This window comes from Thauera sp. WH-1, assembly GCF_047806685.1.
Taxonomy (GTDB): Bacteria; Pseudomonadota; Gammaproteobacteria; order Burkholderiales; family Rhodocyclaceae; genus Thauera.
Window position 1 is genome coordinate 119,664 of sequence record NZ_JBLQGP010000004.1, and the last position, 25,859, is coordinate 145,522.

Here is a 25,859-nt window from a genome sequence, read left to right on the forward strand (position 1 = left end):
CGTCCACCCGCTCGAGGCCAACCCGCATCGCGACCGTTTCCTCCCCCTGGGGGCGCCGGTCGCGATCGTCATTCGACAGGAAACCGATTCATGACGACCACCAGCCTGCCCACCGCCGTCCGCATCGTCGAGATGGGCCCGCGCGACGGCCTGCAGAACGAGAAGCAGCTCGTCTCCACCGACACCAAGCTCGAGCTCGTGCGCCGCCTCGAGCGCGCCGGCCTGAAGGCGATCGAGACGACCTCCTTCGTGTCGCCCAAGTGGGTGCCGCAGATGGGCGACAACAGTGAGGTGCTCACCCGCGTGCTCGCGCACGCCGCGGCCGGCGTCGCCTACCCGGTACTCACGCCGAACCTGAAGGGCTTCGAGGCCGCGCTTGCTGCCGGCGCCAAGGAGGTCGCGGTGTTCGGCGCCGCCTCCGAGTCCTTCAGCCAGAAGAACATCAACTGCTCGATCGCCGAGTCGCTGGAACGCTTCCGCCCCGTCACCGAGGCCGCGCACGCGGCCGGGGTGCGCGTGCGCGGCTACGTCTCCTGCGTGGTCGGCTGCCCCTACGAGGGCGCGATCGCGCCGCAGGCGGTCGCGGACGTGGCGGCGACGCTGATGGAGATGGGCTGCTACGAGGTCTCGCTGGGCGACACCATCGGCGTCGGCACGCCGGCCAGTATCGCCCGCATGCTCGAGGCGGTGGCGAGGCGCGTGCCGGTGGACAAGCTCGCCGGCCACTACCACGACACCTACGGCATGGCGGTGGCCAATGTCTTTGCCTCGCTGCAGATGGGCGTGGCGGTGTTCGATGCCTCGGTCGGCGGTCTCGGTGGTTGCCCCTACGCCGCCGGCGCCTCGGGGAACGTCGCCACCGAGGATGTGGTCTGGTTGCTGCATGGGCTGGGCATCGGGACCGGTATCGAGCTCGATGCGCTGGTCGATACCGCAGCCTGGATCAGCGCCCAGCTCGGCCGCGAGCCGGCCTCGCGGGTGGCGCGTGCGGTGCTGGCCAAGCGCGCCAAGGGCGTCGGCGCCTGAAGCCGGGCGGGCGGCCGAGCGCATCCGCGCCGCCTGGTTCATAATCCGGTTTCAGTTTCACGAGGCGGCACACACGCATGGGCCGCCCGCAGCCCCTACAGAGATTTTCGTCATGAGTGTTGCCTCCCCCTGCATCAACATCTGTCGCATGAGCCCGGAGACGGGCTGGTGTGAAGGCTGCCAGCGCACGATCGAGGAGATCACGCGCTGGAGCCGGACCAGCGACGAGGACCGCCGTGCCATCCTTGCCGCGGTCGCCGAACGCCGCCAATGGCTGGACGCGGCCGTGCCCGCGGTGGAGACGCGCGCATGAGTGGCGATGCGCTGTGCGTCGGCGTGTGCATGATCGACTGGGATTCGGGTGTGTGCCTCGGCTGCGGGCGCACCGCGGACGAGATCAACGGCGTGCCGGTGGCGCCCCCGCCCGAGGCGCTGGTGCCCGCGAACGACAAGCCCACGCCGTTACCGGCCAACGTCGCCGCCCAGGTCGGGGAGGGCAGCGATTGAGCGCGCGGCCCCGCCTGCCCGACACCATCGAGGTCTTCGAGCGCGGCTGGCTGTCGGCCAACAACGTCCTGCTGTTCGACGGCGGCGTGGCGGCGCTGGTCGATTCCGGCTACGTCAGCCACGCGCCGCAGACGGTGGCGCTGGTGCGCACCGCGCTCGGCGGACGGCGCCTGACGCGGCTGATCAACACCCACTCGCACTCCGACCACATCGGCGGCAACGCGAGCGTGCAGCGCGCCTTCGGCTGCACCATCACCGTGCCGGTCGGCATGGAGCGCGCGGTGGCGCACTGGGACGAGGCGGCGCTGCTGCTCTCCACCGCCGCCCAGGCCGGCGAGCGCTTTCACGCCGACGCCACCCTCGCGCCCGGTGACCGCTTCCTCGCCGGCGAACTCGAATGGCAGGCGATCGCCGCCCCCGGGCACGACATGGACGCGCTCGCCTACTACAACGCCGAGCGCCGCATCCTGATGTCGGGCGATGCGCTGTGGCGCGACGGCTTCGGCATCCTGTTCGCCGACGTGCTCGGCACCGGCGACGGCCTGGGCGAGGCGCGGCGTACGCTGGAGGGCATCGGCCGGCTCGCGGTCGATGTCGTCATCCCCGGCCACGGCGCCCCCTTCGTCGAGTTCGACGACGCGCTCGAGCGCGCCTTCGCCCGCCTGCGCGCCTTCGAGGCCGACGGCGCGCGCATGGCGCGCAACGCCATCCGCGCCTGCATCACCTTCCGCCTGCTCGACGTGCGCAGCATGGCGCTCGACGAACTGCCGCGCCACCTCGACGAGACCCCGCTGTACCGCGAAGCCAATCGACGCTTCCTTGGGCTGAGCCCGGACGCGCTGGCAGGATGGCTAGTCAAGGAACTCGAGCGGGCGGGGGTGGCACGGCGGCAAGGGCCTGCGCTGCTGGCTGCGTGAGGCGGTGATGCTGGCGGCAAAGCCAAAGCCTTGTCATTGACCTGCAACAAGCAGATACAATCAAGCCCACAATTTTTCGGGTACGCCGTCATGCAAGAGACCGTCGACTGGATCAACGGCTGGGTGTGGAGCCCCGCCCTCGTCTACCTGTGCCTGCTGGTAGGCCTGTACTTCTCGATCCGCACCCGCTTCATGCAGGTTCGCCATCTCGGCGAGATGGTGCGGGCGATGTTCCGCGGCAAGAGCTCGGCTGCCGGCGTGTCATCCTTTCAGGCGCTGACCCTCGCGCTGTCGGGCCGGGTCGGCACCGGTAACATCGCCGGCGTCGCCACCGCGATCGGCTTTGGCGGCCCGGGCGCCATCTTCTGGATGTGGATGGTGGCCTTTCTGGGGGCGGCGACCGCCTACATCGAGTCCGCTCTCGGTCAGATCTACAAGGTCGAGCATCATGGCTTGTACCGTGGTGGCCCGGCCTACTACATCGAGAAAGGTCTGGGCTGGCGGGTGTATGCGATCGTGTTCGCGGTGGCGACGATGCTGGCGTGCGGCATCCTGCTGCCCGGCGTGCAGACCAACAGCATCGCGGCCGGCATGGAAAACGCCTTCGGCATCGCGCCGGCGGTGACCGGCACGGTGATCGTGATCCTGCTCGGCCTGATCATCTTCGGTGGCGTGCGCCGGATCGCCCAGGTCACCCAGGTGGTCGTGCCCTTCATGGCCCTCGGCTACATCCTGGCGGCGGCCGTGGTGGTGGCGCTCAACGTCGAGAAGGTGCCCGAGGTCATCCGCCTGATCCTGTCGTCCGCCTTTGGCCTCGAGGCCGGCTTCGGCGCCATGATCGGCCTGGCGATCCAGTGGGGTGTGAAGCGCGGCGTGTATTCGAACGAGGCGGGCCAGGGCTCCGGTCCGCACGCTGCAGCCGCGGCCGAAGTGCCGCATCCGGCGGCACAGGGTCTGGTGCAGGCATTCTCGGTCTATGTCGACACCCTGTTCGTGTGTTCGGCGACCGCCTTCATGATCCTGATCACCGGCACCTACAACGTGATGGGCGCCGACGGCCAACCGGTGTTCACCGGCCTCGCCAACATCGCCGCGGGAACGGGCTACACGCAGGCAGCCATGGAGAGCGTACTGCCAGGCTTCGGCGCGGTCTTCGTCGCGGTGGCGCTGTTCTTCTTCGCTTTCACCACGGTGCTGGCCTACTACTACATCGCGGAGACGAACCTCGCCTACCTCACCCGCAACCTGCGTTCCGAGGCCCTGATCTTCGTGCTGCGCGTGGCGCTGATCGGCTCGGCGCTGTATGGCTGCGTGCGCACCAGCGACCTCGCCTGGGGCATGGGCGACATCGGCGTCGGCATCATGGCCTGGCTCAACATCGTCGCCATCCTGGTGCTGCAGAAGCCGGCGCTGCTCGCGCTCAAGGACTACGAGGCGCAGCAGGCCCAGGGCCGCGTCGTGCCTGACTTCGATCCGCGCCCGCTGGGCATCGAGAAGGCCGACTGGTGGGTGGAGCGCGCCGAGCGCAGCAAGCGCGAGGCCTGATTGACCCGCTTCAGGTCCTCGCCCGCCGACGCTGCGCTATAGTGTCGGCGGGCTTTTTACGTGTAGGGGACCATGCAGATCGTACTCATCAGCGGGCTGTCCGGATCGGGCAAGAGCATTGCGCTCAACGTGCTCGAGGATGCCGGCTACTACGTCGTCGACAACCTGCCTGCAGCCCTGCTGCCGCAACTGGTGGCCCACCTGCGTGGTGCCGGTTGGCGGCGGGTGGCGGTCGCGGTGGACATGCGCTCGGGGGTCAGCATTGCGGCCCTGCCGCAGCAGGTTGAGGCCTTGCGCGCCACCGTTCGCGACCTGCGGGTGATTTTCCTCGAGGCGCGTGACGACGCGCTGATAGCCCGCTTTTCGGAGACCCGCCGCCGCCATCCGCTGGCGATCGACGATGTCAGCCTCGAAGAGGCCATCCAGCGCGAGCGCGGTGCGCTCGAGAGCATTGCCGCGCTTGGCCACCGGATCGACACCAGCGACCTGCATCCGAACACCCTGCGCGCCTGGGTGAAGGACTTCATCCAGATGCCGGCCGCCGAGGGCATGACGCTGATGTTCGAGTCCTTCGGCTTCAAGTACGGCATCCCCCTCGATGCGGACCTCGTCTTCGACGTGCGCTGCCTGCCCAACCCGCACTACGACCCCAATCTGCGGCCGCTCACCGGGCGCGACCAGCCGGTCATCGACTTCCTGGAGAAGCTGCCCGAGGTCAGGCGCATGGCGCGCGACATCCATCGCTTCGTCGCCGACTGGCTGCCGGCCTATCTGCGCGACAATCGCAGCTATCTCACCGTTGCCATCGGTTGCACCGGCGGCCAGCATCGCTCGGTTTATCTGGCCGAGTGGCTGGCCGACCAGTTTCGCGACCAGGTCGAGGTCATTGTGCGTCATCGCTCGGCGGCGCGGCGTGCGGCCGATCGTGCGGCGGGCCGGATCGATGATGTCGCAAGCCGCCGGGTCGGCGAAGGCGCTGGCGGCAGCGTGTGAGGTTCCGGCCTGGCGACTGGTGGGCGCTGCTGCGCCCCGGTGACGTGCTGGTCGTGCTTGCCGGCCTGTTGCTCTGTGGCCTTGCAGTGCGCGCCCTGTGGCAGGGGGGGGCGCCCGACGGCGCGGTGGTGCGCGCGGGTGGCCAGGTGGTGGCTGAGGTGGACCTGTCACGCGAGCGCTTCATCGAGGTGCCCGGCCCGCTGGGCGTGACCCGGATCGAGATCCAGCCCGGGCGCGCTCGCGTGGCCTCCGATCCGGGGCCGCGGCAGTACTGCGTGCGTCAGGGATGGCTGACTCAGGCCGGCGCGGTGGCGATCTGCGCCCCGAATGAGGTCAGCCTCAGTCTCACCGGACGTGCGGCGAACTATGACTCGCTCAACTATTGAACTGACGCCGACGGTCGAGGACCGCCGCATCGCCCGCCATGCGGCCGCGGCGATCGTGCTGACCGTGGCCGAAGCGGCCATCCCGCTGCCGCTGCCGGGGGTCAAGCCGGGGCTGGCCAACATCGTCACGCTTGTCGTGCTGGCCCGCTGGGGCTGGCGCGAGGCGGTGTGGGTGTCGCTGCTACGCGTGCTCGCGGGCAGCCTGCTGCTCGGTCAGTTTCTCGCGCCCGGCTTCTTTCTCAGCCTGTCGGGCGCGGTCGCCAGCCTGCTCGTGTTGGGGCTGGCGATGCATTTGCCGCGGCGCTGGTTCGGGCCGGTGAGCCAGAGCATTCTGGCCGCCTTCGCCCACATCGGCGCGCAACTGGTGGTGGCACGGCTATGGCTGGTGCCGCACGATGGCGTGTTCTACCTGCTGCCGGTGTTTGCGCTGGCGGCGGTCGTGTTCGGTCTCGTCAATGGCCTGGTTGCCGCCCGCCTGCTCGGCGAGCTCGGCCCGCTGCCGAAGGGCGAGGGCAGCCCAGACGGCAAGGGCGCGGCAAAATAGTCGGAACGCAGTCAGGGCGCTGACGTCCAACCACGCGTCGATGCCTGATGCAGGCACAACACAAAAGGCGCGGAGGAGACATGCCGAGAGCTTGGTGGCGATGGCTGAGTGCGCTGCTCGCAACGTTGTGCGGGCTCGCCTTTGGTTGGGTGGCAGGATCGGGGCTGGTGCATGCCGCCCGGGCCGCCGACCGGCCTGAGTGCGTGGCGGGCCTGAATGACGCGGCCTTGAAGGCCGTAGGGCGGCCATGCCTGCCGCCCCCCGCATCGAGTGCTCAGGCGCGGCGGCTGGCGAACCAGTCCAGCAACCGCTTCCAGCCGTCTTCGGCTTCGTCCTTGCGGTAGCTCGGCCGGTAATCGGCGTGGAAGGCATGCGGCGCGTCTGGGTAGACGTGAATCATGCTCGCACTGCCGGCTTTCTCCAGCGCCTCCTGCTTCATCCGCACATCGTCGAGCGGAATGCCCTGGTCCTGGCCGCCGTACAGCCCCAGCACCGGCGCATGCAGCTGGTCGGCGACATCGATTGGGTGCTGCGGGGTGTTCTCCGACGGGGCGCCATCGAGGCGGCCGTACCAGGCCACGCCGGCTGTCAGCTTCGGGTTGTGCGCGGCGTACAGCCAGGTGATGCGCCCGCCCCAGCAGAAGCCCGTGATGGCCAGCCAGTCCGGGTCGCCGCCCTGGGCAGAGACCGCCCAGGCTGCGCAGGCGTCGAGATCGGCCATGACTTGCGCATCGGGCACCTTGGAGACGATGCTCTGGATGATCTCGCCCACGTTCTCGAGCTTGCTCGGGTCACCCTGACGGAAGAACAGCTCTGGTGCGACCGCGAGATAACCCTGGTGTGCCAGGCGCCGGCAGACGTCGCGGATGTGTTCGTGCACGCCAAAGATTTCCTGCACGACGAGCACGACGGGCAGCTTGCCCGCGGCATTTTCCGGGCGCGCGAAGTACACCGGGAGGCTGTCTCCGCTGACGTCGATGGTGGCTTCGCCGGTGGCGAGGCCGCTGCTCTCGGTGGTGATCATCGTGCTGGCCTGAACGGGCTGCACCGCCAGTGCGAATCCGGCGGCAACGAGCGTGGTGACGAAGCCGCGGCGATCGAGCCGGGCAGCGGGCAGCAGGCTGTCGAAGTCCTGGCGACTTGAGAGCGTGTCGGGTGCGGTCATGAGGTCTGTCTCCTGCGTGGTGGGTGAATGGCCAATGCAGGTCCGCGCGCGTTGCGCGCACGCGGAGCCATCATGCAGACCGCCGCTTCTCTCAGCGGGTTCCGCCGCACGCCGTGATTTGCGGCATGCAGCGCGCAGCCCGGAATGCAGCGCAGCGCGGACTCAGCGACGACGTTGGGCGGGGGCCGCGCTGGCGCCGGCGGGGCGTCCCGGCAGGTGGCGGAAGGTGATGCGGCCCTTGCTCAGGTCGTAGGGCGACATCTCAAGCGACACGTTGTCGCCAGCGATGATGCGGATGTGGTGCTTGCGCATCTTGCCGCCGGAGTAGGCGATCAGGTTGTGACCGTTGTCGAGCGTCACGCGGTAGCGGCCGTCGGGCAGCACCTCGGTGACGGATCCTTGCATTTCGATGAGTTCTTCCTTGGCCATGGTCGGCTCCTTGTCATTGTGCCGGCACTGCGCGAGGGGCAGAGCCAGTCGGACTCGCCTCCGCCGGGAGCGAATCAGGGACCAGGGCGAAGCGCGCGATGTGCGGCGATGGCCTGGAGAAATCGGCACGATGTTCGGCGGACCGGTCGATGGGACTCGCATCGAAAACCCTGCCAGCGCGAAGGCAGGATTGGGGGCGAGCGCCTGAGGCGGGGTCAGGGACACGTCGCCGGGCAAGGAACGAAGTGGTCCGAGGCCGGCGAAGGCTTGCTGTCACTGAACCGCTGGTTGCCGAATTAAATATTTAAATTCAAAATCGGCAAAAAGCTAATGCGAAACTATACGCGATTTGGACGCCGAGGTCCATGTCGCAGGCTATTCTGCCGGCGCAGTGGGCACATTTGCGCGCAAATGAAAACGCCCCGAGCGGAGCCGGGGCATTTTCCTGTTTTCTGGTAGGCCGTGCTGGGCTCGAACCAGCGACCAACGGATTAAAAGTCCGCTGCTCTACCAACTGAGCTAACGACCCGAAAAGCGAGGGCGAATTTTAGTAAGCACGCGACTATCCGTCAAGTGCTCATGCGCAAGCGCGCGGCGGCGCTGTCAGGCTCCGCGCATCATCAGCCAGTACTGGATCTTCATCGTGATCGCCGAGCCGATGATGATGGCCAGGGTGGTCAGGATCGAACCGAGCGCCAAGGTGGACAGGCCGGTGATGCCCTGGCCGATGGTGCAGCCCAGGGCGGTGACGCCGCCGAAACCCATCAGCAGGCCGCCCGCCATGTGGCGTACGAGGTCGCCGGCGTCGCGAAAGCTCTCGATGCGAAAGCTGCGGCTTGCTACCGCGTAGGCGGCCGAGCCGGCGATGACGCCGAGCGCGCTGGCGATGCCGAAGGTGACCACCCGGCTGGTGTCGCTCCACAGCAGCAGCAGTTCGAGCGTGTAGGCCACGGGTGCGACGAAGGTGAGCGACTCGGCGCGGCCGCTATTGGTCGCGATGAAAGCTTCTTCGAGGGTCTCGGGGTGCTCGGCGACGTAGCCGATGTGGGCCGAGACGTACCAGCCTGCGACCACCGTGGCGCCGACGACGACACCGCCGAGGAGAACGTCGCTGCGCCAGGCCTCGCGACGGGCGAGCGACCACAGCAGCAGTCCGCCGCCGAACGCCAGCGCCGTCACGAGCAGGGCGCTGCCGGGGGCCATGCCGGTGGCCGCGCCGAGGAAGGCGGGCAGGTCCTGGCCGTGGGGCAGTTCGCTGGCGAGGGGGTCGAGGTGGCGTACGCGCCAGACACCGAACAGCCCGCGCATCGTCATGTAGGCGCCGATGGCGAGGAAGACGAAGACGACGATCGACTTCAGGTTGCCGCCGCCTATGCGGATCAGGGTCTTGCTGCCGCAGCCCGAGGCCAGCGTCATGCCGATGCCGAAGCACAGGCCGCCCAGCAGGTGGGAGAACCAGGTCAGGCGGGCGCCGGTATAGATCGATTTTGACGCGTCGAACAGGCCCAGCCATTGCAGCGCGGCGGTGCCCAGGATGGCGGTGGCGATGGCGAGCGCCCACATCCGCATGCGGTTCCAGTCGCCCATGTTCACAATGTCGGACACCGCGCCCATTGTGCAGAAGTTCGTGCGGTTGGCGACGAAGCCGAACACGCCGCCCACGGCGAAGGCGAGCCAGACGATGGTCGAGGCGGAGACCAGAGATTCTTCCATGATGGTTGGGCGGCGACGAAGGGAGGCCGAATTCTAACCAAAAAGGGCGTCGCAGACGGCGCCAGGCTCAGTGCGGGCGGGGCTGGTAGGGGGTCGGGTCGGGCACGCCGGCAGCCGAGAATCCGGCGGCGCGCAGGCGGCAGGCTTCGCAACGGCCGCAGGCGCGACCGCCGTCATCGGCCTGATAGCAGGTGACCGTGAGGCCATAGTCGACGCCGAGGGCGATGCCGCGACGGATGATGTCGGCCTTGGACAGCGCGATCAGGGGGGCGTGGATGCGCAGGTGGGCGCCCTCGACACCGACCTTGGTGGCGAGGTTGGCCATGGTCTCGAAGGCCTGGATGAAGGCCGGCCGGCAGTCGGGGTAGCCGGAGTAGTCGACCGCGTTGACGCCGACGAAGATGTCGTTGGCCTCGAGGACCTCCGCCCACGCGAGGGCGATCGACAGCATCACGGTGTTGCGTGCCGGCACGTAGGTGACCGGGATGCCCGTGTTGTCCTCGTTCTCGGGGACGGCGATGCCCGGATCGGTGAGCGCGGAGCCGCCGAACTGGCCCAGGTTCACTTGCGCCACACGATGCTCGCGCGCGCCGAGCGCCTCGGCCACGCGCTTCGAGGCGCTGAGTTCGGCCGCGTGACGCTGGCCGTAGGAGACCGACAGCGCATAGGTTTCGAAGCCCATGTCACGCGCAATGGCGAGGCAGGTGGCGGAATCGAGGCCACCGGACAGCAGCACGACGGCGCGGGGAGGAGTGGTCATGAGGCAGGTGCTCGGGATGTGAGGGCGAGAGGCTGTCAGCGCCCGCGGGCGTCGTTCCACAGCACCTTGTGCAGCTGGAGCTGGAAGCGCACCGGCAGGCGATCGCGCACGATCCATTCGGCGAGCGTGGTGGGGTCAAGCTCGTCGGCGACCGGTGACAGCAGCACGCTGCAGCGCTCGTGGAGGTGATGGGTGGCGATCTGTTGTCGCGCCCACGCATAGTCGGCGGCGTCGGCGAGCACGATCTTGAGCTCGTCGTGTGGATTGAGCAGGGCGAGGTTGTCCAGGCGGTTCTTGTCCGCTTCGCCTGATCCCGGGGCCTTGAGATCCATGATGCGCGACACGCGCGGGTCCACCCCGCCAATATCGAGCGCGCCGCTGGTCTCGAGCGACACCGAATGGCCGGCATCGCACAGGGCCGTGAGCAGGCTCAGGCAGGCCTTCTGCGCGAGCGGTTCGCCGCCGGTCACGCACACGTGCTGCAGGCCGTGGCTGGCGACCTCGGCGAGGATCTCGTCGAGGGTGCGCATCTGGCCGCCGCTGAAGGCATAGGCGGTGTCACACCAGGTGCAGCGCAGAGGGCAGCCGGTGAGGCGGACGAACACGGTGGGCAGGCCCACCCGGCTCGATTCGCCCTGTACGGAGGCGAAGATCTCGGTGATGCGCAGGCGGACGGTCGCGGCCGTCCGCGGCTCGTGTGCCGACATCGCCTCAGCGCGCAGCCAGGCGCTGGCGCGCGACCTGGGCGGCGTTGCTCTGCGGATAACGTTCGGTCAGCGCCTGCAGGGTGCGGCGCGTGGCCGCGGCGTCGCCGAGGGCCTGCTGGCTGTTGGCGAGGCCGAGCATGGCGTCGGGCGCGACGTCGTCGTCGGGCCACTTCTGCAGCACGGCATTGAAATGCTTGGTCGCGCTGGCGACATCGCGCGCCTGCAGTGCCGCGTTACCGGCCCAGAAATGGGCGCCCGCGGTGAAGCTGCCGGCCGGGTAGCGGCCGACGAAGGTTTCGAAGGCGGCAAGCGCTTCGGTCTGCTTGCCGTCCTTGAGCAGGTTCAGTGCGGCCTGGTAGTCGGCCGACTCGGCTGCGGGGTCGCCGGCGGCCGCCGCCCTGGGGGCGGCGCCGCCGGTCTCGATCTGGCGCAGGCGCGTGTCCAGGTCGACGTAGAAATCCCTCTGCCGCTGCTTCAGGGTCTCGACCTCGTTCATCAGAAGCTCGATCTGGCCACGCAGGCGCGCCACTTCGGCACGCAACTGCTCGTTCTGCATGGCGAGCTCGAGCTGCCCACGGCTGGTGGTCTCGAGCTGGCCCTGGAGATCCTGGCGCAACTGGATGATCTGGTTACGGGCCTCGGTGTCGCCGCCGAACAACTGGGCGTGAGCACTGCCCGCCGAAGTCAGGACGATGAGCGTCGCGAGCGGCAGAAGGCGCTTCATTTTAGAACTCGCCGGAGTAGAGCATGTCGCCGCGACGGTTCTCGGCGTAGCAGGCCTCGGTGCGGTCTTCGCAACGCGGCTTCTCTTCGCCCAGGCTCACCGACTCGATCTGCGACTCGCTCGCGCCCAGCAGCATCAGGGCCTGACGCACGACGTCGGCGCGCTTCTGGCCCAGCGCGAGGTTGTACTCGCGGCTGCCGCGTTCGTCGGTGTTGCCCTGGATGAGCATGCGCATCTGCGGGTTCTGCACCAGGAAGCGGGCATGGGCCTCGACCAGCGGGCGGGCTTCGGGCTTGATGACGAAGCTGTCGAAGTCGAAGAACACGCTGCGCTTGGACAGGATGTTGTTGGGGTCGGTCAGCGCGGCAATGCCGGTGCCGCTGGCGCCGGGAGCGGTGACGGTGGCGACACCGGCACCCGAGCGGTCCTCGACCGCAGCGCCGGTGGCGTCCGGGCCGGTGCTCGAGCAGGCTGCGAGCATCATGGCGAGCAGGGCGGGGACAATGAGTTTCTTCATGTAGTGCTCCAGGATTTGTATTGAAGGACAGCAGATGAATGATGCGACGTTTACGCCGCGTTTTGATTACCGGATCTGCGGGCCCCAGGCGGGCTCGCGGACATCCGCAGCCTGCACCGTCAGTCGCTGGCGGATGCGCCCGTCCGTCGACACCGCCGACAGCACACCGCGTCCACCGCTGTCGGTGGCGTACAGGATCATGCGGCCGTTGGGAGCGAAGCTGGGCGATTCGTCGCGTGCCGAATCGGTGAGGATCGTGGTCTGCCGGGTGGCGAGGTCCTGCACCGCCACCTGGAAGCGGCCGGCGTTGCGGGTGACGAAGGCGAGCAGCTTGCCGTCGCCCGACAGGCGGGGCGAGACGTTGTAGTTGCCTTCGAAGCTCACCCGCTGGGCGCTGCCGCCGCTGGCCGGGATGCGGTAGATCTGCGGACTGCCGCCGCGATCGGACGTGAAGTAGATGTGCCCGTCACTGCCCCAGAAGGGCTCGGTGTCGATGCCCGCAGATTGGGCCAGGCGGCGCACGCCGGAGCCGTCGGCACTGATGGCGTAGATTTGCGACTGGCCGTCCTTGGTCAGCACGACCGCCAGCTGGCTGCCGTCGGGCGACCAGGTCGGTGCCGAGTTGGAGCCCTTGAAGTTGGCGACCACGCGGCGCTGGCCGGTGGCGAGCGTGTGCACATAGACGATCGGCTTCTTTTGCTCGAAGGAGACGTAGGCCAGGCTCTGGCCGTCGGGCGACCAGGCGGGCGAGATGATCGGCTCGCGCGAGCGCAGCGCGGTGGCGGCGTTCATGCCGTCGGCGTCGGCGACCTGCAGCTCGAAGTTCGGCCCGGCCTTGATCACGTAGGCGATCCGGGTGGCGAAGTAGCCGGGCAGACCGGTGAGTTTCTCGTAGACGAAGTCGGCGATCCGATGGCCGACGATGCGGTTCTGGGCCGGGCTCATCGGCAGCGCCATCGCGCCGAGCTCGAGCTGTTTCTGCGCATCGAAGAGGCGGAAGCGCACCTCGTAGCGACCGTCCGACATCGGAATCAAGCTGCCGGTCAGGACCGCGTCGGCGCCTCGCGCGCGGACCGCGGCGAGGTCGGGCATGACCGACTCGGGCAAGGGCAGCGGGCCCATGTCGACGAGGCTGAACAGGCCGCTGCGCTCGAGGTCGGCGCGCACCACGTCGGTCACGCTTTGCGGCAGGCGGCCTTCGTTCTCGAAGATCGGGATGATGACCGGGAAACGCGAGGCGCCCGCGCCGGTGATCTCGATTGAAAGCTGGGCCTGCGCCGCCAGGGCGAGGCCCGCCAGCGCGGTGGCGATGAAATAGCGGATGGCAGCGAGGATCTTGGTCATGCGGGCGTTCTCCAGCCGCGGATTATAGACATGGCAGGCTCAATCTTCCGCCAGCGGGCGGAATTTCAGTTCCAGCGTGCGCTGGAACAGGCTTCGGTTCTCGGGTAGCGGCAGCGGGCTGGAACGCCGGATGGCACGTTCGATCGCATCGTCCAGTGCGGGGACGCCGGATGAACGTTTCAGGCGCACGTTGAGCACCTCGCCGCTGGGGAGCTGGTCGACCTCGAAGATCGCCTCCGGGTTTCCGGCCAGGCCGGGCGGGCGCAGCAGATTGCCGCGCACCTTGGTGGCGATGGCGTTGCGGTAGCGATCGACGTCACCCGCTGCGGCGGCGCGGGCGCCCTCCTGGCGCAGCAGGTTGTCCAGGCGCGCCTCCTCGGCGCGCCGCGTTTCCTGCGCCAGGCGCTGCGCCATGTAGTCGTCCTGTGCCGGCTTGGGCTCGGGTTTCGGGGCAGGCTTGGGTTCGGGCTTCGGCTGCGGCTTGGGCTCGGGTTTGGGTTCAGGTTTCGGCGCTGGCTTGGGCTTGGGCTCGGGCTTGGGCGCTGGCTTGGGCTCCGGTTTCGGGGCGGGCTTGGGCTCAGGCTTGGGTTCGGGTTTGGGCGCAGGCTTGGGCGGCTCCGGCTTCTTTTCGGGCGCCTTGGTCGCGATCTCCGGCTTCGGCGCCGGCGCGGGCGCCGCCTTCGGCGGCTCGGGCTTCGGCGGTTCGGGGCGCGGCTGCGGCTTGGGCGGCTCTGGCGCGGGCTGCGGCCTTGGCGGCTCAGGGGCAGGCTGGGGCTTGGGCGGTTCCGGCCTGGGCGCGGGTTGCGGCTTCGGCGGCGCGGGCGTCGTGCTCGGCGCCGCTGCAAGCTGGACCTCGAGCGCGGCCGGGGGGCTGCTCTGCCAGCGCACGCCGAAGAACAGGAACAGTGCGAGGCCGAGGTGGACCGCGATCGTCAGACCGAGCGAGGCCCACTTCCCGGGGAGCTCGCGAGTGCGGGTCACGCGCTCGTTCATCGGCTGCTGCCACCGGACTGCGTCTGCAGGCTGATCTTCTGCACGCCGGCCAGGCGTGCGGTCTCGAGCACGTCGATGACCTGCTGGTAGTTGAGGCTGCGGTGGGCGGCGACGAGGAAGGTCTGCTCCGGGTTCTGCGCGAGCAGGTCTGCGAGGGTGGTCTGCAGGCGCACGGCGGGAATGTCCTCGGGCTGCGCGCCGGTCTGGCGGATGATCGAATAGGCGCCCTTGTCGTCGACCTGGATCACCACGGCCTCGCTCAGGGGCGCGGCGACCGGCGCCGCGGAGGGCACGTTGATGTTGCCGGTCTGGACCATCGGCGCGGTGACCATGAAGATCACCAGCAGCACCAGCATGACGTCGATATAGGGGACGACGTTGATCTGGTTCATCAGGCGGCGTTGGCGCATGGCGGACGTCTCCGGACCGGTCAGCGCAGGTTGCGCTGCAGGATGTTGGAGAACTCCTCCATGAAGCTCTCGAAGCGGATGCCCAGGCGGTCGATATCGTGCGCGAAGCGGTTGTAGGCGACGACCGCCGGGATCGCGGCGAACAGGCCGATCGCGGTGGCGACCAGGGCCTCGGCGATACCGGGTGCGACCTGGGCGAGGGTGGCCGAGCCGACGCTGGCCAGGCCGCGGAAGGAGTTCATGATGCCCCACACCGTGCCGAGCAGGCCGATGTACGGTGACACCGAGCCGACCGAAGCGAGGAAGGCGAGATGAGCCTCGAGGTCGTCGACCTCGCGCTGGTAGGTGGCCCGCATCGCACGCCGCGCGCCGTCGAGCGTGGCGCCGTGGTCGTGGCCCTTTGCACGCAGCTTGGTGAATTCGCGGTAGCCCGCCTCGAAGATCCGCTCCATGCCGTCGGCCTGGTGGCGGCTGGCGGCGTCGTAGAGCGTATTGAGGTCGCCGCCGCTCCAGAAGTCACGCTCGAAGCTCTCGGTCTCGCTGCGCGCCTGGCGAATCTGGAAGGACTTGCGGAAGATCCAGTACCACGACACCAGGGACAGCCCGGCGAGCAGGGCCATGACGAGCTGCACGAGCACGCTCGCCTCGCTGATGAGGCTGAGGATGGAGAGATCTTGAGTGACGGTCATGCTTGGCTTTCGAGAAGGGCGTGCAGATGGGCCGGGATGGCAGTGGGTTTGTGGCGATGCATGTCGATGCTGGCGACCAGGGTGCGGGCGGTGAACAAGACCTCGTGTCCGCGCCTCACCTGCTGGTCGAACACGATGCTGGCGCGACGCAGGCCTTGGATATGGCTCGCGACCGTGAGTTCGTCGTCCAGTCGTGCCGAGGACAGGTATTCGGCCTGGACCGAGCGCACCATGAAGCCGATGCCCGAGGTATCGAGCAGGGCTTGCTGGGCGATGCCGAGTGCCCGCAGCCACTCGGTGCGGGCGCGCTCGCAGTATTTGAGATAATTCGCGTAATACACGACGCCACCGGCGTCGGTGTCTTCGTAATAGACTCTCAGGCGTAGGCTGTGGGCTGGCGCAGACGCGGGCGGGCTTGTGGCCGGCGCGCAGTTGCGACTCGTCTTCGGTTGCATCGCAGCATTCTAGCCGAGCGCGCACGGGCGGTGCACTGCCTGTTTCAAATGTTGATGATTGTTTTTGCTGTCCGAGCTTAATACTTGTTGCACAAGCATTTTTCCAAAAATACTATTGTTTTTCGGTCGCCGCTGGCGCAGGCATGAAGGCTCCAGCGATCGGGTCTTGAGAGCGCAGGAAAACAGACGTGGCACTTCCCTTCTTCGGCAAGAAACCGACGTCCGCCGAGCCTCTGGGCGGGGCCGTTGAGCGTGCGCATGCCGCAGACGGTGTGCCGCCACCGACCGAGCTGTCGGGGCTCGACTTCTCCGCCACCGACCATGGCCGCGGCCTGGCGCGGGCGGCCGGCCTGGTCGAGGTGCAGGAGGTGGGCAGCGGCATCGGCGCGGCTTTCGAGGAGGCAGCGGTGCTTTATGCCAATGGAAACGATGGCGAGGCGCTCGCGTTGCTCGAGGCGATGGTGGACGGCGAGCACGCCGAGGTCGGCGAGGGCGTGTGGCTGATGCTGCTCGATCTCTATCGGCTGGCTGGCAACAAGCAGGGCTTCGAATCGCGTGTGCTCGACTACGCGACGCGCTTCGAGCGCTCGCCACCGCCCTGGGTCGATCTCTCTGCCGCCGGCGGGCGGGCGCGCAGCGGGCTGCCGCCGCTGATCAATCTCACCGGACAGCTGACGGCACAGGCCGCAAAGCAGTTTCAACAGGTCGCGGCGCTGGGGCGCCGAAGGGGCGCCGTGCGTCTCGACGTCGGTCGCGTGCGTGGCGTCGATGACGCCGGCTGTGGGGTGTGGCGGCGCCTGCTGGGCGAACTCGCGGCGGATCGGGTGAAGGTCACGCTGCTCAATGTCGAGCCGCTCGCCGAGGTGCTCGGCAAGCGGCTCGTGGTGGGCAAGGCGCAGGAGCGCGACACCTGGCTGATGCTGCTCGAGCTGTTGCAGTACGCCGACGACCAGGCGCGCTTCGAGAACCTCGCGGTCGATTATGCCGTGACCTTCGAGGAGTCGCCGCCGTCCTGGGAGTGCCGTAGCGCGACCGCCGCGCTGCGCGAGGCGCCCACTCCAGCGCCCGCGACGACCGAGCCCGACGGATTCTGTTTCGAGGGCGAGCTCAGCGGCACCTCCAGCGACACCCTCAAGCGACTTGCGGGCTTCGCCGCCGACCGCCGCCAGGTGCGCATCGATTGCGCGCGCCTGCGCCGCATCGACTTCGTCTGCGCCGGCACCTTGTTCAACATTCTCGCGACGCTGCAGGCCCAGGGTAAACTCGTCAGTCTCGTCAATGTCAATGCCATGGTCGCGGCCTTGCTGCGCGTCATGAGCGTGGACCAGGTCGCGCACGTCACCTTGCGCCAATGATCACTTGAAGGCGCCGGCGCCCGGCCGGCGGAGAATCATCATGGAACAATATCGCGGCACCACCATCCTGTCGGTGCGGCGCGGCAAGCGCGTCGCCCTCGGTGGGGATGGCCAGGTCACCCTCGGCAACATCGTCATCAAGGCCTCGGCGCGCAAGGTGCGCACGCTCTACAACGGCCAGATCCTGGCCGGTTTCGCCGGCGGCACGGCGGACGCCTTCACCCTGTTCGAGCGCTTCGAGGCCAAGCTCGACAAGCACCAGGGCAACCTGCTGCGCAGCGCGGTCGAACTCGCCAAGGACTGGCGCACCGATCGCATGCTGCGCCGGCTCGAGGCCATGCTGGCGGTGGCCGACCGCGAACATTCGCTGGTGATCACCGGCAACGGCGATGTGCTCGAGCCCGAGCAGGGCATCGTCGCCATCGGCAGTGGCGGCGCCTATGCGCAGGCGGCGGCGCGCGCGCTGATCGAGAACACCGAGCTCGATCCCAAGGACGTCGTCGCCAAGGCGCTCACCATCGCTGGCGACCTGTGCATCTACACCAATCACCACCACACCATCGAAGTGCTGGACTGAGGCCGAACGCATGACCCAGATGACCCCGCCGGAGATCGTCTCCGAACTCGACAAGCACATCGTCGGCCAGGACAAGGCCAAGAAGGCCGTCGCCATCGCATTGCGCAACCGCTGGCGGCGTGCGCAGGTCGATGAGCCGCTGAGGAGCGAGATCACGCCCAAGAACATCCTGATGATCGGCCCCACCGGCGTCGGCAAGACCGAGATCGCGCGCCGCCTGGCGCGCCTGGCCAACGCGCCCTTCATCAAGATCGAGGCGACCAAGTTCACCGAAGTCGGCTATGTCGGCCGCGATGTGGACACCATCATCCGCGACCTGATGGAGATCGCGATCAAGGACGGCCGTGAGCGCGCGATGAAGTCGGTACGCGACCGCGCCCTCGATGCCGCCGAGGATCGCGTGCTCGACGCGCTGCTGCCGCCGGCGCGCCCAGTCGGTTTCAATGCCGAGCCCGAGCCGGCGCAGGATTCCGGCACCCGGCAGAAATTCCGCAAGAAGCTGCGCGAGGGCGAGCTCGACGACAAGGAGATCGAGATCGAGGTCGCCGCGCCGTCGATGAGCGCCGAGATCTTCGCCCCGCCCGGCATGGAAGAGCTCACCCAGCAGATCCAGGGCATGTTCCAGAACCTCGGCGGCGGCAAGAAGAAGCAGCGCAAGCTCAAGATCCGCGAGGCGCTGAAGCTGCTCGCCGACGAAGAGGCCGCGCGCCTGATCAACGACGAGGAGGTCAAGCTCGAGGCGGTGCGCGCGGTCGAGCAGAACGGCATCGTGTTCCTCGATGAGGTGGACAAGATCGCCGCGCGCAGCGACGTGCACGGCGCCGACGTGTCCCGGCAGGGGGTGCAGCGCGATCTGCTGCCGCTGGTCGAGGGCACGACGATCTCGACCAAGTACGGCATGATCAAGACCGATCACATCCTGTTCATCGCCAGTGGTGCCTTCCACCTGTCCAAGCCGTCCGACCTCATCCCCGAGCTGCAGGGCCGCTTTCCGATCCGGGTCGAGCTCGAGTCGCTGTCGGTGGAAGACTTCGCCCGCATCCTGACCAGCACCGACGCCTGCCTCACCCGCCAGTACGAGGCCCTGCTCGCCACCGATGGGGTGAGCCTGAGCTTCACCGCCGACGGCATCCGGCGCCTGGCCGAGATCGCCTATCAGGTCAACGAGAAGACCGAGAACATCGGTGCGCGCCGGCTGTACACGGTGATGGAGAAGTTGCTCGAGGAGGTCTCCTTCGAGGCCGGCAAGGGCACGCTGGCCGAAGTGGTGGTCGATGCCGGCTACGTCGATGGCCGTCTCGACATGCTCGCGCAGCGCGAGGATCTCGCGCGCTACGTGCTGTAACGCAGTCCTCGCGTTCCAACCCGCGGGCCGGCGGCGACGTCCGGCCCGTTTTGATTTGTCATGTGCGAAGCAAGGTAGGCTTTGATGCTGCTGCGAATCGTCGAGATTCTCTTTCCGCTGTTTTCGATCACCGCGCTGGGCTATTTCGTCGGCCGCCGGATGAAGCCGGACCTGTCGCAGGCCAACAAGCTCAACATGGACGTGTTCGTGCCGGCGCTGGTGTTTGCCGCGCTGGCGAACAAGGCCTTCGACGTCGGCGCCTTCATGCCGCTGATTCTTGCTTCCACGCTGATGATGGTCGGCGCCGGCCTGGCCGGCTGGGGGCTGGCCAGGCTGACCGGCATCCAGCCGAAGACCCTGGTGCCGCCGATGATGTTCAACAACTGCGGCAACCTCGGCCTGCCGCTTGCCGTGCTGGCCTTCGGCGAGGCGGCGCTGGCGCCGATGGTGGTGATGTTCATGGTGTCGAACCTGATCCACTTCTCCTTCGGCGCCTGGCTGCTCGACCATCGGGTGCGCTTCTACATGCTGTGGCGGGTGCCCTCGGTGATGGCGACGGCGCTCGGGCTGTCGGTCAGCCTCACCCATTTCGAGGTGTGGCCGCCGCTGCTCACCGCGATCCGCATGCTCGGCGAGATCTCGATTCCGTTGATGCTGTTCGGGCTCGGCGTGCGCCTGGCCGAATCCCGCATCGGCGCGGTCGGCGTCGGCATGTTCGGTGCGGTGGCGCGCCCGCTGGTCGGGCTCGCGCTGTCGTGGATGGTGCTTCAGTTCATCGACCTGCCGGCGCGCGAGCAGGCGCTCGTGCTGGTGTTCGGCGCCTTGCCGCCGGCCGTGCTGAACTTCATGTTCGCCGAACGCTACAGTCAGGAGCCGGACAAGGTGGCTTCGATGGTGCTGATCGGCAACCTCGCCGCGATCGTGTTCCTGCCGCTGGCGCTCGCCCTGGTCCTCGACTAGCGCGCGAAACATGGCAGTGCGGTCGGAAAAATGACTGTCATGTGATCGAAACCGTAACAATCCGCTGGCAGGCTATCGCACCTGGCCCGCGCCCTTGCTGCTGCGGGCGACCGACAGACTGCGAGGATGATGCGGATCATGAGGCAACGCGGCTTTACCCTGCTCGAACTGCTGGTGGTGATGGTGATCATCGGCTTGCTCGCCGGCTATGTCGGACCGCGCTTTTTCTCGCAGATCGGCAAGTCCGAGGTAAACACCGCGCGCGCCCAGGTCGATGCCTTCGAGAAGGCGCTCGACCAGTATCGCCTCGATGTCGGCCGCTATCCGGGCACCGAGCAGGGGCTCGACGCCTTGATGGCGGCGCCTGCGGGCGAGTCGCGCTGGCAGGGGCCTTATCTGCGCAAGTCGGTGCCGGTCGATCCCTGGGGCAGCCCCTATCGCTACCGCCACCCGGGCGAGCACGGCGAGTACGACATTTTTTCCTACGGCGCGGACGGTCAGCCCGGCGGAGAGGGTAGCAACGCCGACGTCACCAACTGGTGAGCTGAGTCACCGATGCGCTACCGGGTCAAGGCGATCGCCGCCGACGCGCGGGTCGTCGAAACCGAACTCGACGCCCCCTCCGAAGCCGAGGCGCGCGTGCTCGCCGCCGGCCGCGGCTTGGCCGTGCTCTCGCTCGCGCGCGCAGGGCGCGGCGGCGGGCGGGCGCGCTTTCCGCTGCTGCTGTTCAACCAGGAGTTGCTCGCCCTGCTGCGGGCCGGCATTCCGCTCGCCGAGGCGGTGATCGCGCTGTCCGAGAAGGAGACGCGCACGCCCGTGCGCAGCGTGCTGTCCGACATCGTCGCCGCGCTGCGCGAGGGGCAGCCCTTGTCGCGCGCCCTCGAGCGCGCGCGCCAGGCCTTTCCCGATCTCTATGTGGCCATGATCCGCGCCGCCGAGCGTACCAGCGACCTCGAGCGCGCGCTTGAGCGCTACGTCGCCTACCAGCAGCAGGTCGACACGCTGCGCGACAAGCTCGTAAGCGCGGCGATCTACCCGGCGCTGCTGATCGGCGTCGGCGGGCTGGTGGTGCTGTTCCTGCTCGGCTACGTGGTGCCGCGCTTCTCGCACATCTATGAGGACGTCGGCAGCGATCTGCCCTGGCTGTCGCAGCTGCTGCTCGACTGGGGGCGGCTGGTCGAGACCCATGCGCTGGCGATGGGCGGCGCGCTGCTGGCGCTGATCGCCGCCCTCGTACTGGCGGCGCGCAGCGACGCGGTATGGGCCGCGGTGGGGCGTCAGGCCTGGCGCACGCCGGGCATCGGCGAGCGCCTGCGCGCCTTCGAGCTCGCACGCTTCTACCGCACGCTGGGCATGCTGCTGTCGGGCGGCATCCCGGCGGTGGCGGCGCTGCGCATGGTGTCCGGCCTGCTGTCGCCGACGCTGCGCGCCAGCCTCGAGCTCGCCATCGAGCGCGTGCGCGAGGGCCAGCCCTTCACCGCCACGCTCGCCGCCTGCGGGCTGGCGACGCCGGTGGCGCAGCGCATGCTCGCGGTCGGCGAGCGCGCCGGTAACCTCGGCGAGATGCTCACCCGTTCGGCGGAGTTCCACGAAGAAGACACTGCGCGTGAGATCGAATGGCTCACCCGCCTGTTCGGCCCGGTGCTGATGCTGGTGATCGGCGGCGCGATCGGCCTGATCGTGGTGCTGATGTACCTGCCCATCTTCCAGCTTGCGGAGAGCATCGGATGAGCGTCACGCCCGAGATCCGTCACGAGCCTTCCATCGCCCCGGGCGCCAGCGTGCCCGACCCGGCGATGGCGGCGCGCGCGTACTCGGCCGCGGAGCTCGCGGCGGCGCGCGCGGCCGGCGCCCGCCTGCTCGACGCCCTGGCCGAGCGCGTGCCCGATGCCGCCGAGCGTCTCGCCCGCATCGCCGCCACCTGCGGCCTGCCGGTGCTCGGCCACGCCGCGCTGATGGCACGCACGCCCGACTTTGCCGCGGTCGGCTTCGAGACCGCGGTGCGCCACGAATGCGTCGCGCTGCGCGACGAAGCCGGCGGCCTGGTGCTGGTGCTCGCCAACCCCTTCGACAACGACCTGCTCGACGGCCTGGCCGCGCGGTTGATCGAACCCTTCGAACTGGCGATCGCCGACCGCGACGACCTCTCCGCCTGCCTCGCCCGCCACGAGGATCAGGTGCGGCGCGCCGCCGGCCTGGACGAGGCGCGCCAGGAAACCGGTGGCGGTGGCGAGGTCGAGGACCTGTCGCTGCAACGCATCACTGCCGGCGCCAGCCCGGTGGTCAAGCTGGTCAACTCCACGCTCTACGACGCGCTCAAGCAGGGCGCGAGCGACATCCACCTCGAGTCCCAGCCCGGCGGCCTGGTCATCAAGTACCGCATCGACGGCGTGCTGTCGCGCGTCGGCACGGTGTCGGCGGCGGACCTGGCCGAACAGGCGATCTCGCGCCTGAAGGTGATGGCCGAGCTCGACATCGCCGAACGCCGCGTGCCGCAGGACGGCCGCTTCAAGGCCCAGGCGGGCGGGCGCGAGATCGACTTCCGCGTCTCCATCATGCCCAGCATCCACGGCGAGGACGCGGTGCTGCGCGTACTCGACAAGGAACACCTGAGCCGCGAGATGAGCGGGCTCAGCCTGGAAGTGCTCGGCTTCGATGCCGAGGCCCGCCACGTGCTGCGGCGGCTCGCCAACGAGCCCTACGGCATGCTGCTCGTCACCGGCCCCACCGGCAGCGGCAAGACCACCACGCTGTACGCGGTGCTGGGCGAGACCAACCGTGGCACGGACAAGGTCATCACCATCGAGGACCCGGTCGAGTACCAGCTCGCCGGCGTGCTGCAGATTCCGGTGAACGAGAAGAAGGGCCTCACCTTCGCCCGCGGCCTGCGCTCCATCCTGCGCCACGACCCCGACCGCATCATGGTGGGCGAGATCCGCGACGGCGAGACCGCCGAGATCGCCATCCAGGCCGCGCTCACCGGCCACCTGGTCTACACCACGGTGCATGCCAACAACGTCTTCGACGTCATCGGCCGCTTCATGCACATGGGCATCGACCCCTACAACCTGGTCGCCGCGTTGAACGGCGTCGTCGCCCAGCGCCTGGTGCGCATCAACTGCCCGCACTGCAGCGAGGACGTGGTGCCCGACCGCGCGCTGGTGGCCGACTCCGCTCTGGGCGACGTGTCCGCCTTCCGCTTCCGTGCCGGCCACGGCTGCGGCCACTGCCGGGGCTCGGGCTACCGCGGCCGGCGCGCGGTGGCCGAGGTGCTGCTGCTCGACGACGAGGTGCGTGAGCTGATCCTTGCCCGTGCGCCCGCCCGTGCCGTACGCGAGGCCGCATCACGGCGCGGCTTCCGCAACCTGCGCGCGGCGGTGATCGAACTCGTCGCTGCGGGCGAGACCACGCTGGAGGAACTGAACCGTGTCACGCTCCACGGCTGAAGTCCGGCTTCGGCTCGAGCGCGAGGCCTGGGTGCTGCAGGGTCCCGGCGGTCAGGTGCGCTGCGCGCTCGATGGCGCGTTGCCGGGTGCGGCGCTCGAGCGCCTGCAACCCGCCGGCGCGCTGCGCGGACGGCGCCTGAGGGTACGGCTCGGCGATGCCTGGCTGCGCTACCTGGTGGTGCGCTGGCCGCAAGGCGTGCGCGGTCCGGCCGAACGTGCCGCCTTCCTCGCCCATCGCTTCGCTGAGGTACATGGCGTCGGCGCCCCGGACTGGGTGCTGGCGGCGGACCGCGATGCGTTCGACCTGCCGGCGCTCGCCTGCGCCGCACCTGCCGCGGTGGTGGCTGCGGCGCAGGGCTTCGCAGCACGCCACGGCTGCCTGCTCGAGGGCATTGCGGGGGATTTCATCACTGCCTACAACGTCTTGCGCCGGCGCTTCGACGAGGTCGATGGCGTCTACGCTGCGCTTGCCCTGCTGTGCGACGGCCGACTCACGGTCGGCATGTGGTCGGGCGGAACCTGGGCCGGCGTGCGCAGCCAGGCGGTGCGCGACGACGGTGCCGCGGCGCTGCGTCTGATGCTCGAGGCCTGGATGCGCGATGCCGGCCCCCACCCCAGCTCCGCCGAGCAGGCCGTGGAGGGCACGCAGCCGGGGGGTGTGGTCTATGCCGCAGGCTTTGCCGGCAGCCCGCCCGTCGCCTGGCGGCGGGTCGATGTGGAGCTGCCGGCATGAAGCTTTTCTCCAACGCGCCAGCCACGATCGAGCTCGATTTCGCGCCGCCGCGTCGTCGCCGGCCGCGGTTGCCTGGCTGGCTGCTGCTTGCGATCGGCGCGGCGGCGCTCGGCCTGGCGGCCTACGACTGGCAGGCCGCCCAGGCCGAGCTCGCCGAGCGCGAGGCGCTGACCGCGAGGCTACGCGCGGAATTGCGCGACTCGCGTCCGCAGCAGGCGGCGCGCACCGGCACGCCAGCTACGCCCGAAGAGCGTGAACCCGCGCAGCGCGTCGCGGGCGTGCTCAATGCCGACTGGGCTGCGCTGTTCGCCGACCTCGACCGCGCCCGCCATCCCGAGCTGGCGGTGCTCGACCTGCAGGGCGACGCCGGGCGCGGCACGCTGCGCATGACCGGCGAGGCGCAATCGGTGGAGGCGGCGTTTGCCTATGTGGAGAAGCTGCAGCGCACCGCCGCACTGCGCGAGGCCCGCATCGACAGCCATGAGTGGGTGACACAGGGCCCGCAGATGGTGGTGCGCTTCATCCTCACCGCGCACTGGAGGACGGCGCCATGAAACGGATGCTGCGTGTGCGCGAAGCCTTGCGCCGGGCTTTCCGCGGCGCCGGCTGGGCGGGGGCTTGCGGAGGCTTGCTGCTCGCACTGGCCGTGGCGGTGGACCAGCAAGCTGCGAGCGACATCGAGACGCGCCGTGCGGCGCTCGGCGCCGAACGCGCCGTGCTGCTCGGCGGCGACACGCCGGCGCGTGCGGCGCCGACCGGCATCGACCGCCATACCCTGCAGGCCTTCTACCAGGGCTTCCCGCCCCGCAGTGAGCTGCCCGCCCTGCTTGCCGCGCTGCAGGTGCAGGCCGAGACCCATGGCATCGATGTTGACCGCAGCGACTACCGTGTCAGTGAGGAGGCGGGCGCGCCGCTGCTACGAGTCGCACTGAGCCTGCCGGTGCGCGCCGAATACGGTGCGCTCTACGGCTGGCTGTCCGAGCTCATCGCCACCGCACCGCATGTGGCGCTGGAGGCGATCGCGCTGCGACGCGCGGATGCGCGCAGCGACTTCGTCGAGGGGGAACTGCGCCTACTGGTATTCGTGAACCGGGGGGCGCCATGAAGCCGCGACAGTGGGGAATGGCGGCAGCGCTGATCGCGACGCTGGCGGCGACGTGGTGGGCTGCGCAGGTCGAGGACAGCGGCGAGGCGGAGGTGGCCGCGCCGGTGGTCCGCTCCGCGCGCACACCCGTGCCCGCATCCGCAGCCGTGCGCGACCGTGCGGGCGAGGTCGCAGCGCAGGCCGGGGGGGCGCTCGCGATCGTGCGCGAGCCCTGGCCGGCGTCCGCTTCCGACCTGCTGCAGCCTGCGGCGGGCGTGCAGGCGCAACTGAACCAGGGGGTGCCGCTTGCCGTGGCACCGAGCGCACCGCCGCTGCCGTTCACCTTCATCGGCAGCATTGAGCGCGGCGGCCGCCGCACGGTGATGCTGATGGAAGGCGAAGAGCTCCATCTGGTGGGCGTGCGCGAGCGCATCGGCGAGCACTACCGTGTCGAGCGCGTGACGCAGACACAGATCGAATTCACCTATCTGCCGATGCAGGAGCGGCAGGTGCTCGAGACCGGGCAGGACTGAGA

31 protein-coding genes and 1 tRNA gene are annotated in these 25,859 nt (G+C 68.9%); 19 read left to right on the forward strand and 13 right to left on the reverse strand.

Translation table 11 applies throughout. From position 1 onward, the window contains the following. The first annotated feature begins 90 nt into the window (after window positions 1-90). From ACMV5O_RS06135 to ACMV5O_RS06170, 8 genes are all read left to right on the forward strand, one after another. On the forward strand, window positions 91-1,026 hold the full coding sequence (locus tag ACMV5O_RS06135; protein ID WP_416162668.1) for a hydroxymethylglutaryl-CoA lyase: 936 nt from the start codon (window positions 91-93) through the stop codon (window positions 1,024-1,026). A 112-nt stretch (window positions 1,027-1,138) separates the two neighbouring features. Next, the gene (locus tag ACMV5O_RS06140; RefSeq protein ID WP_416162669.1) at window positions 1,139-1,339 is read left to right on the forward strand and encodes a DUF1289 domain-containing protein; all 201 of its coding nucleotides are present in this window, start codon (window positions 1,139-1,141) and stop codon (window positions 1,337-1,339) included. Next, window positions 1,336-1,533 carry a DUF1289 domain-containing protein gene (locus tag ACMV5O_RS06145; protein ID WP_416162670.1) on the forward strand — a complete coding sequence of 66 codons (198 nt, stop codon included), beginning with the start codon at window positions 1,336-1,338 and terminating at the stop codon, window positions 1,531-1,533. The genes ACMV5O_RS06140 and ACMV5O_RS06145 overlap by 4 nt, the downstream gene beginning before the upstream one ends. After that, window positions 1,530-2,450, forward strand: coding sequence for an MBL fold metallo-hydrolase (locus tag ACMV5O_RS06150; RefSeq protein ID WP_416162671.1), 921 nt, complete (start codon window positions 1,530-1,532; stop codon window positions 2,448-2,450). Before ACMV5O_RS06145 ends, ACMV5O_RS06150 begins: the two co-directional genes overlap by 4 nt. A gap of 90 nt (window positions 2,451-2,540) precedes the next feature. Next, a complete protein-coding gene (locus ACMV5O_RS06155) occupies window positions 2,541-3,995 on the forward strand; it encodes an alanine/glycine:cation symporter family protein (protein ID WP_416162672.1) in 1,455 nt (484 codons plus the stop codon). Window positions 3,996-4,067: 72 nt separating this feature from the next. Next, entirely contained in the window at window positions 4,068-4,988 is a 921-nt protein-coding gene (rapZ, locus tag ACMV5O_RS06160; RefSeq protein WP_416162673.1) for an RNase adapter RapZ, read from the forward strand. Next, a complete protein-coding gene (locus ACMV5O_RS06165) occupies window positions 4,985-5,374 on the forward strand; it encodes a NusG domain II-containing protein (protein ID WP_416162674.1) in 390 nt (129 codons plus the stop codon). The genes rapZ and ACMV5O_RS06165 overlap by 4 nt, the downstream gene beginning before the upstream one ends. Next, window positions 5,355-5,918, forward strand: a complete 564-nt coding sequence (locus tag ACMV5O_RS06170) for a Gx transporter family protein (RefSeq protein ID WP_416162675.1) — start codon at window positions 5,355-5,357, stop codon at window positions 5,916-5,918. Before ACMV5O_RS06165 ends, ACMV5O_RS06170 begins: the two co-directional genes overlap by 20 nt. A 274-nt stretch (window positions 5,919-6,192) precedes the next feature. On the opposite strand, the gene ACMV5O_RS06175 is transcribed toward ACMV5O_RS06170, so the two are convergent. From ACMV5O_RS06175 to ybgC, 13 genes are all read right to left on the reverse strand, one after another. Continuing rightward, window positions 6,193-7,083 carry a dienelactone hydrolase family protein gene (locus tag ACMV5O_RS06175; protein WP_416162676.1) on the reverse strand — a complete coding sequence of 297 codons (891 nt, stop codon included), beginning with the start codon at window positions 7,081-7,083 and terminating at the stop codon, window positions 6,193-6,195. A 162-nt stretch (window positions 7,084-7,245) separates the two neighbouring features. Next, window positions 7,246-7,512 carry a translation initiation factor IF-1 gene (infA, locus tag ACMV5O_RS06180; protein WP_416162677.1) on the reverse strand — a complete coding sequence of 89 codons (267 nt, stop codon included), beginning with the start codon at window positions 7,510-7,512 and terminating at the stop codon, window positions 7,246-7,248. 453 nt (window positions 7,513-7,965) lie between these two features. Then, window positions 7,966-8,041: transfer RNA gene (locus ACMV5O_RS06185), tRNA-Lys, on the reverse strand. Between the two features lie 74 nt (window positions 8,042-8,115). Further along, on the reverse strand, window positions 8,116-9,225 hold the full coding sequence (locus ACMV5O_RS06190) for a YeeE/YedE family protein (RefSeq protein WP_416162678.1): 1,110 nt from the start codon (window positions 9,223-9,225) through the stop codon (window positions 8,116-8,118). Window positions 9,226-9,292: 67 nt separating this feature from the next. Further along, a complete protein-coding gene (gene queC, locus ACMV5O_RS06195; RefSeq protein ID WP_416162679.1) occupies window positions 9,293-9,985 on the reverse strand; it encodes a 7-cyano-7-deazaguanine synthase QueC in 693 nt (230 codons plus the stop codon). A 35-nt stretch (window positions 9,986-10,020) separates the two neighbouring features. Next, entirely contained in the window at window positions 10,021-10,692 is a 672-nt protein-coding gene (gene queE, locus ACMV5O_RS06200) for a 7-carboxy-7-deazaguanine synthase QueE (protein ID WP_416162680.1), read from the reverse strand. Window positions 10,693-10,696: 4 nt separating this feature from the next. Continuing rightward, window positions 10,697-11,416 carry a tol-pal system protein YbgF gene (gene ybgF, locus ACMV5O_RS06205; protein ID WP_416162681.1) on the reverse strand — a complete coding sequence of 240 codons (720 nt, stop codon included), beginning with the start codon at window positions 11,414-11,416 and terminating at the stop codon, window positions 10,697-10,699. 1 nt (window position 11,417) lies between these two features. Beyond that, entirely contained in the window at window positions 11,418-11,933 is a 516-nt protein-coding gene (gene pal, locus ACMV5O_RS06210; RefSeq protein ID WP_416162682.1) for a peptidoglycan-associated lipoprotein Pal, read from the reverse strand. 66 nt (window positions 11,934-11,999) lie between these two features. Continuing rightward, on the reverse strand, window positions 12,000-13,277 hold the full coding sequence (tolB, locus tag ACMV5O_RS06215; protein WP_416162683.1) for a Tol-Pal system beta propeller repeat protein TolB: 1,278 nt from the start codon (window positions 13,275-13,277) through the stop codon (window positions 12,000-12,002). Window positions 13,278-13,316: 39 nt separating this feature from the next. Next, complete coding sequence (locus tag ACMV5O_RS06220) at window positions 13,317-14,270, reverse strand: energy transducer TonB (RefSeq protein ID WP_416162684.1); 954 nt, start codon at window positions 14,268-14,270, stop codon at window positions 13,317-13,319. Beyond that, entirely contained in the window at window positions 14,267-14,680 is a 414-nt protein-coding gene (locus ACMV5O_RS06225; protein WP_416162685.1) for an ExbD/TolR family protein, read from the reverse strand. The genes ACMV5O_RS06220 and ACMV5O_RS06225 overlap by 4 nt, the downstream gene beginning before the upstream one ends. 20 nt (window positions 14,681-14,700) lie before the next feature. Further along, window positions 14,701-15,369, reverse strand: a complete 669-nt coding sequence (tolQ, locus tag ACMV5O_RS06230) for a protein TolQ (protein ID WP_416162686.1) — start codon at window positions 15,367-15,369, stop codon at window positions 14,701-14,703. Continuing rightward, on the reverse strand, window positions 15,366-15,824 hold the full coding sequence (gene ybgC / locus ACMV5O_RS06235) for a tol-pal system-associated acyl-CoA thioesterase (RefSeq protein WP_416162687.1): 459 nt from the start codon (window positions 15,822-15,824) through the stop codon (window positions 15,366-15,368). The genes tolQ and ybgC overlap by 4 nt, the downstream gene beginning before the upstream one ends. A gap of 188 nt (window positions 15,825-16,012) precedes the next feature. On the opposite strand from ybgC, the gene ACMV5O_RS06240 reads away from it, so the two are divergent. The 11 genes from ACMV5O_RS06240 (at window position 16,013) to ACMV5O_RS06290 (ending at window position 25,857) form a co-directional block, all read left to right on the forward strand. After that, window positions 16,013-17,179, forward strand: a complete 1,167-nt coding sequence (locus ACMV5O_RS06240; protein WP_416162688.1) for an STAS domain-containing protein — start codon at window positions 16,013-16,015, stop codon at window positions 17,177-17,179. Window positions 17,180-17,219: 40 nt separating this feature from the next. Continuing rightward, window positions 17,220-17,756, forward strand: a complete 537-nt coding sequence (gene hslV / locus ACMV5O_RS06245; protein ID WP_416162689.1) for an ATP-dependent protease subunit HslV — start codon at window positions 17,220-17,222, stop codon at window positions 17,754-17,756. Between the two features lie 10 nt (window positions 17,757-17,766). Continuing rightward, window positions 17,767-19,101 carry an ATP-dependent protease ATPase subunit HslU gene (gene hslU / locus ACMV5O_RS06250; protein ID WP_416162690.1) on the forward strand — a complete coding sequence of 445 codons (1,335 nt, stop codon included), beginning with the start codon at window positions 17,767-17,769 and terminating at the stop codon, window positions 19,099-19,101. An 84-nt stretch (window positions 19,102-19,185) separates the two neighbouring features. Continuing rightward, entirely contained in the window at window positions 19,186-20,061 is an 876-nt protein-coding gene (locus ACMV5O_RS06255; RefSeq protein WP_416162691.1) for an AEC family transporter, read from the forward strand. 138 nt (window positions 20,062-20,199) lie between these two features. After that, window positions 20,200-20,604 (forward strand): type II secretion system major pseudopilin GspG, encoded by a 405-nt coding sequence (gspG, locus tag ACMV5O_RS06260; RefSeq protein WP_324536904.1) that lies wholly within the window; start codon window positions 20,200-20,202, stop codon window positions 20,602-20,604. Window positions 20,605-20,616: 12 nt separating this feature from the next. Continuing rightward, entirely contained in the window at window positions 20,617-21,792 is a 1,176-nt protein-coding gene (locus tag ACMV5O_RS06265) for a type II secretion system F family protein (protein WP_416162692.1), read from the forward strand. Further along, window positions 21,789-23,507, forward strand: a complete 1,719-nt coding sequence (locus ACMV5O_RS06270) for a GspE/PulE family protein (RefSeq protein WP_416162693.1) — start codon at window positions 21,789-21,791, stop codon at window positions 23,505-23,507. The genes ACMV5O_RS06265 and ACMV5O_RS06270 overlap by 4 nt, the downstream gene beginning before the upstream one ends. Continuing rightward, entirely contained in the window at window positions 23,488-24,240 is a 753-nt protein-coding gene (locus ACMV5O_RS06275; RefSeq protein WP_416162694.1) for a hypothetical protein, read from the forward strand. Before ACMV5O_RS06270 ends, ACMV5O_RS06275 begins: the two co-directional genes overlap by 20 nt. After that, complete coding sequence (locus tag ACMV5O_RS06280) at window positions 24,237-24,794, forward strand: hypothetical protein (protein ID WP_416162695.1); 558 nt, start codon at window positions 24,237-24,239, stop codon at window positions 24,792-24,794. Before ACMV5O_RS06275 ends, ACMV5O_RS06280 begins: the two co-directional genes overlap by 4 nt. After that, the gene (locus ACMV5O_RS06285) at window positions 24,791-25,345 is read left to right on the forward strand and encodes a hypothetical protein (RefSeq protein WP_416162696.1); all 555 of its coding nucleotides are present in this window, start codon (window positions 24,791-24,793) and stop codon (window positions 25,343-25,345) included. Before ACMV5O_RS06280 ends, ACMV5O_RS06285 begins: the two co-directional genes overlap by 4 nt. Then, a complete protein-coding gene (locus tag ACMV5O_RS06290) occupies window positions 25,342-25,857 on the forward strand; it encodes a hypothetical protein (RefSeq protein ID WP_324536915.1) in 516 nt (171 codons plus the stop codon). The genes ACMV5O_RS06285 and ACMV5O_RS06290 overlap by 4 nt, the downstream gene beginning before the upstream one ends. Window positions 25,858-25,859: the final 2 nt, after the last annotated feature.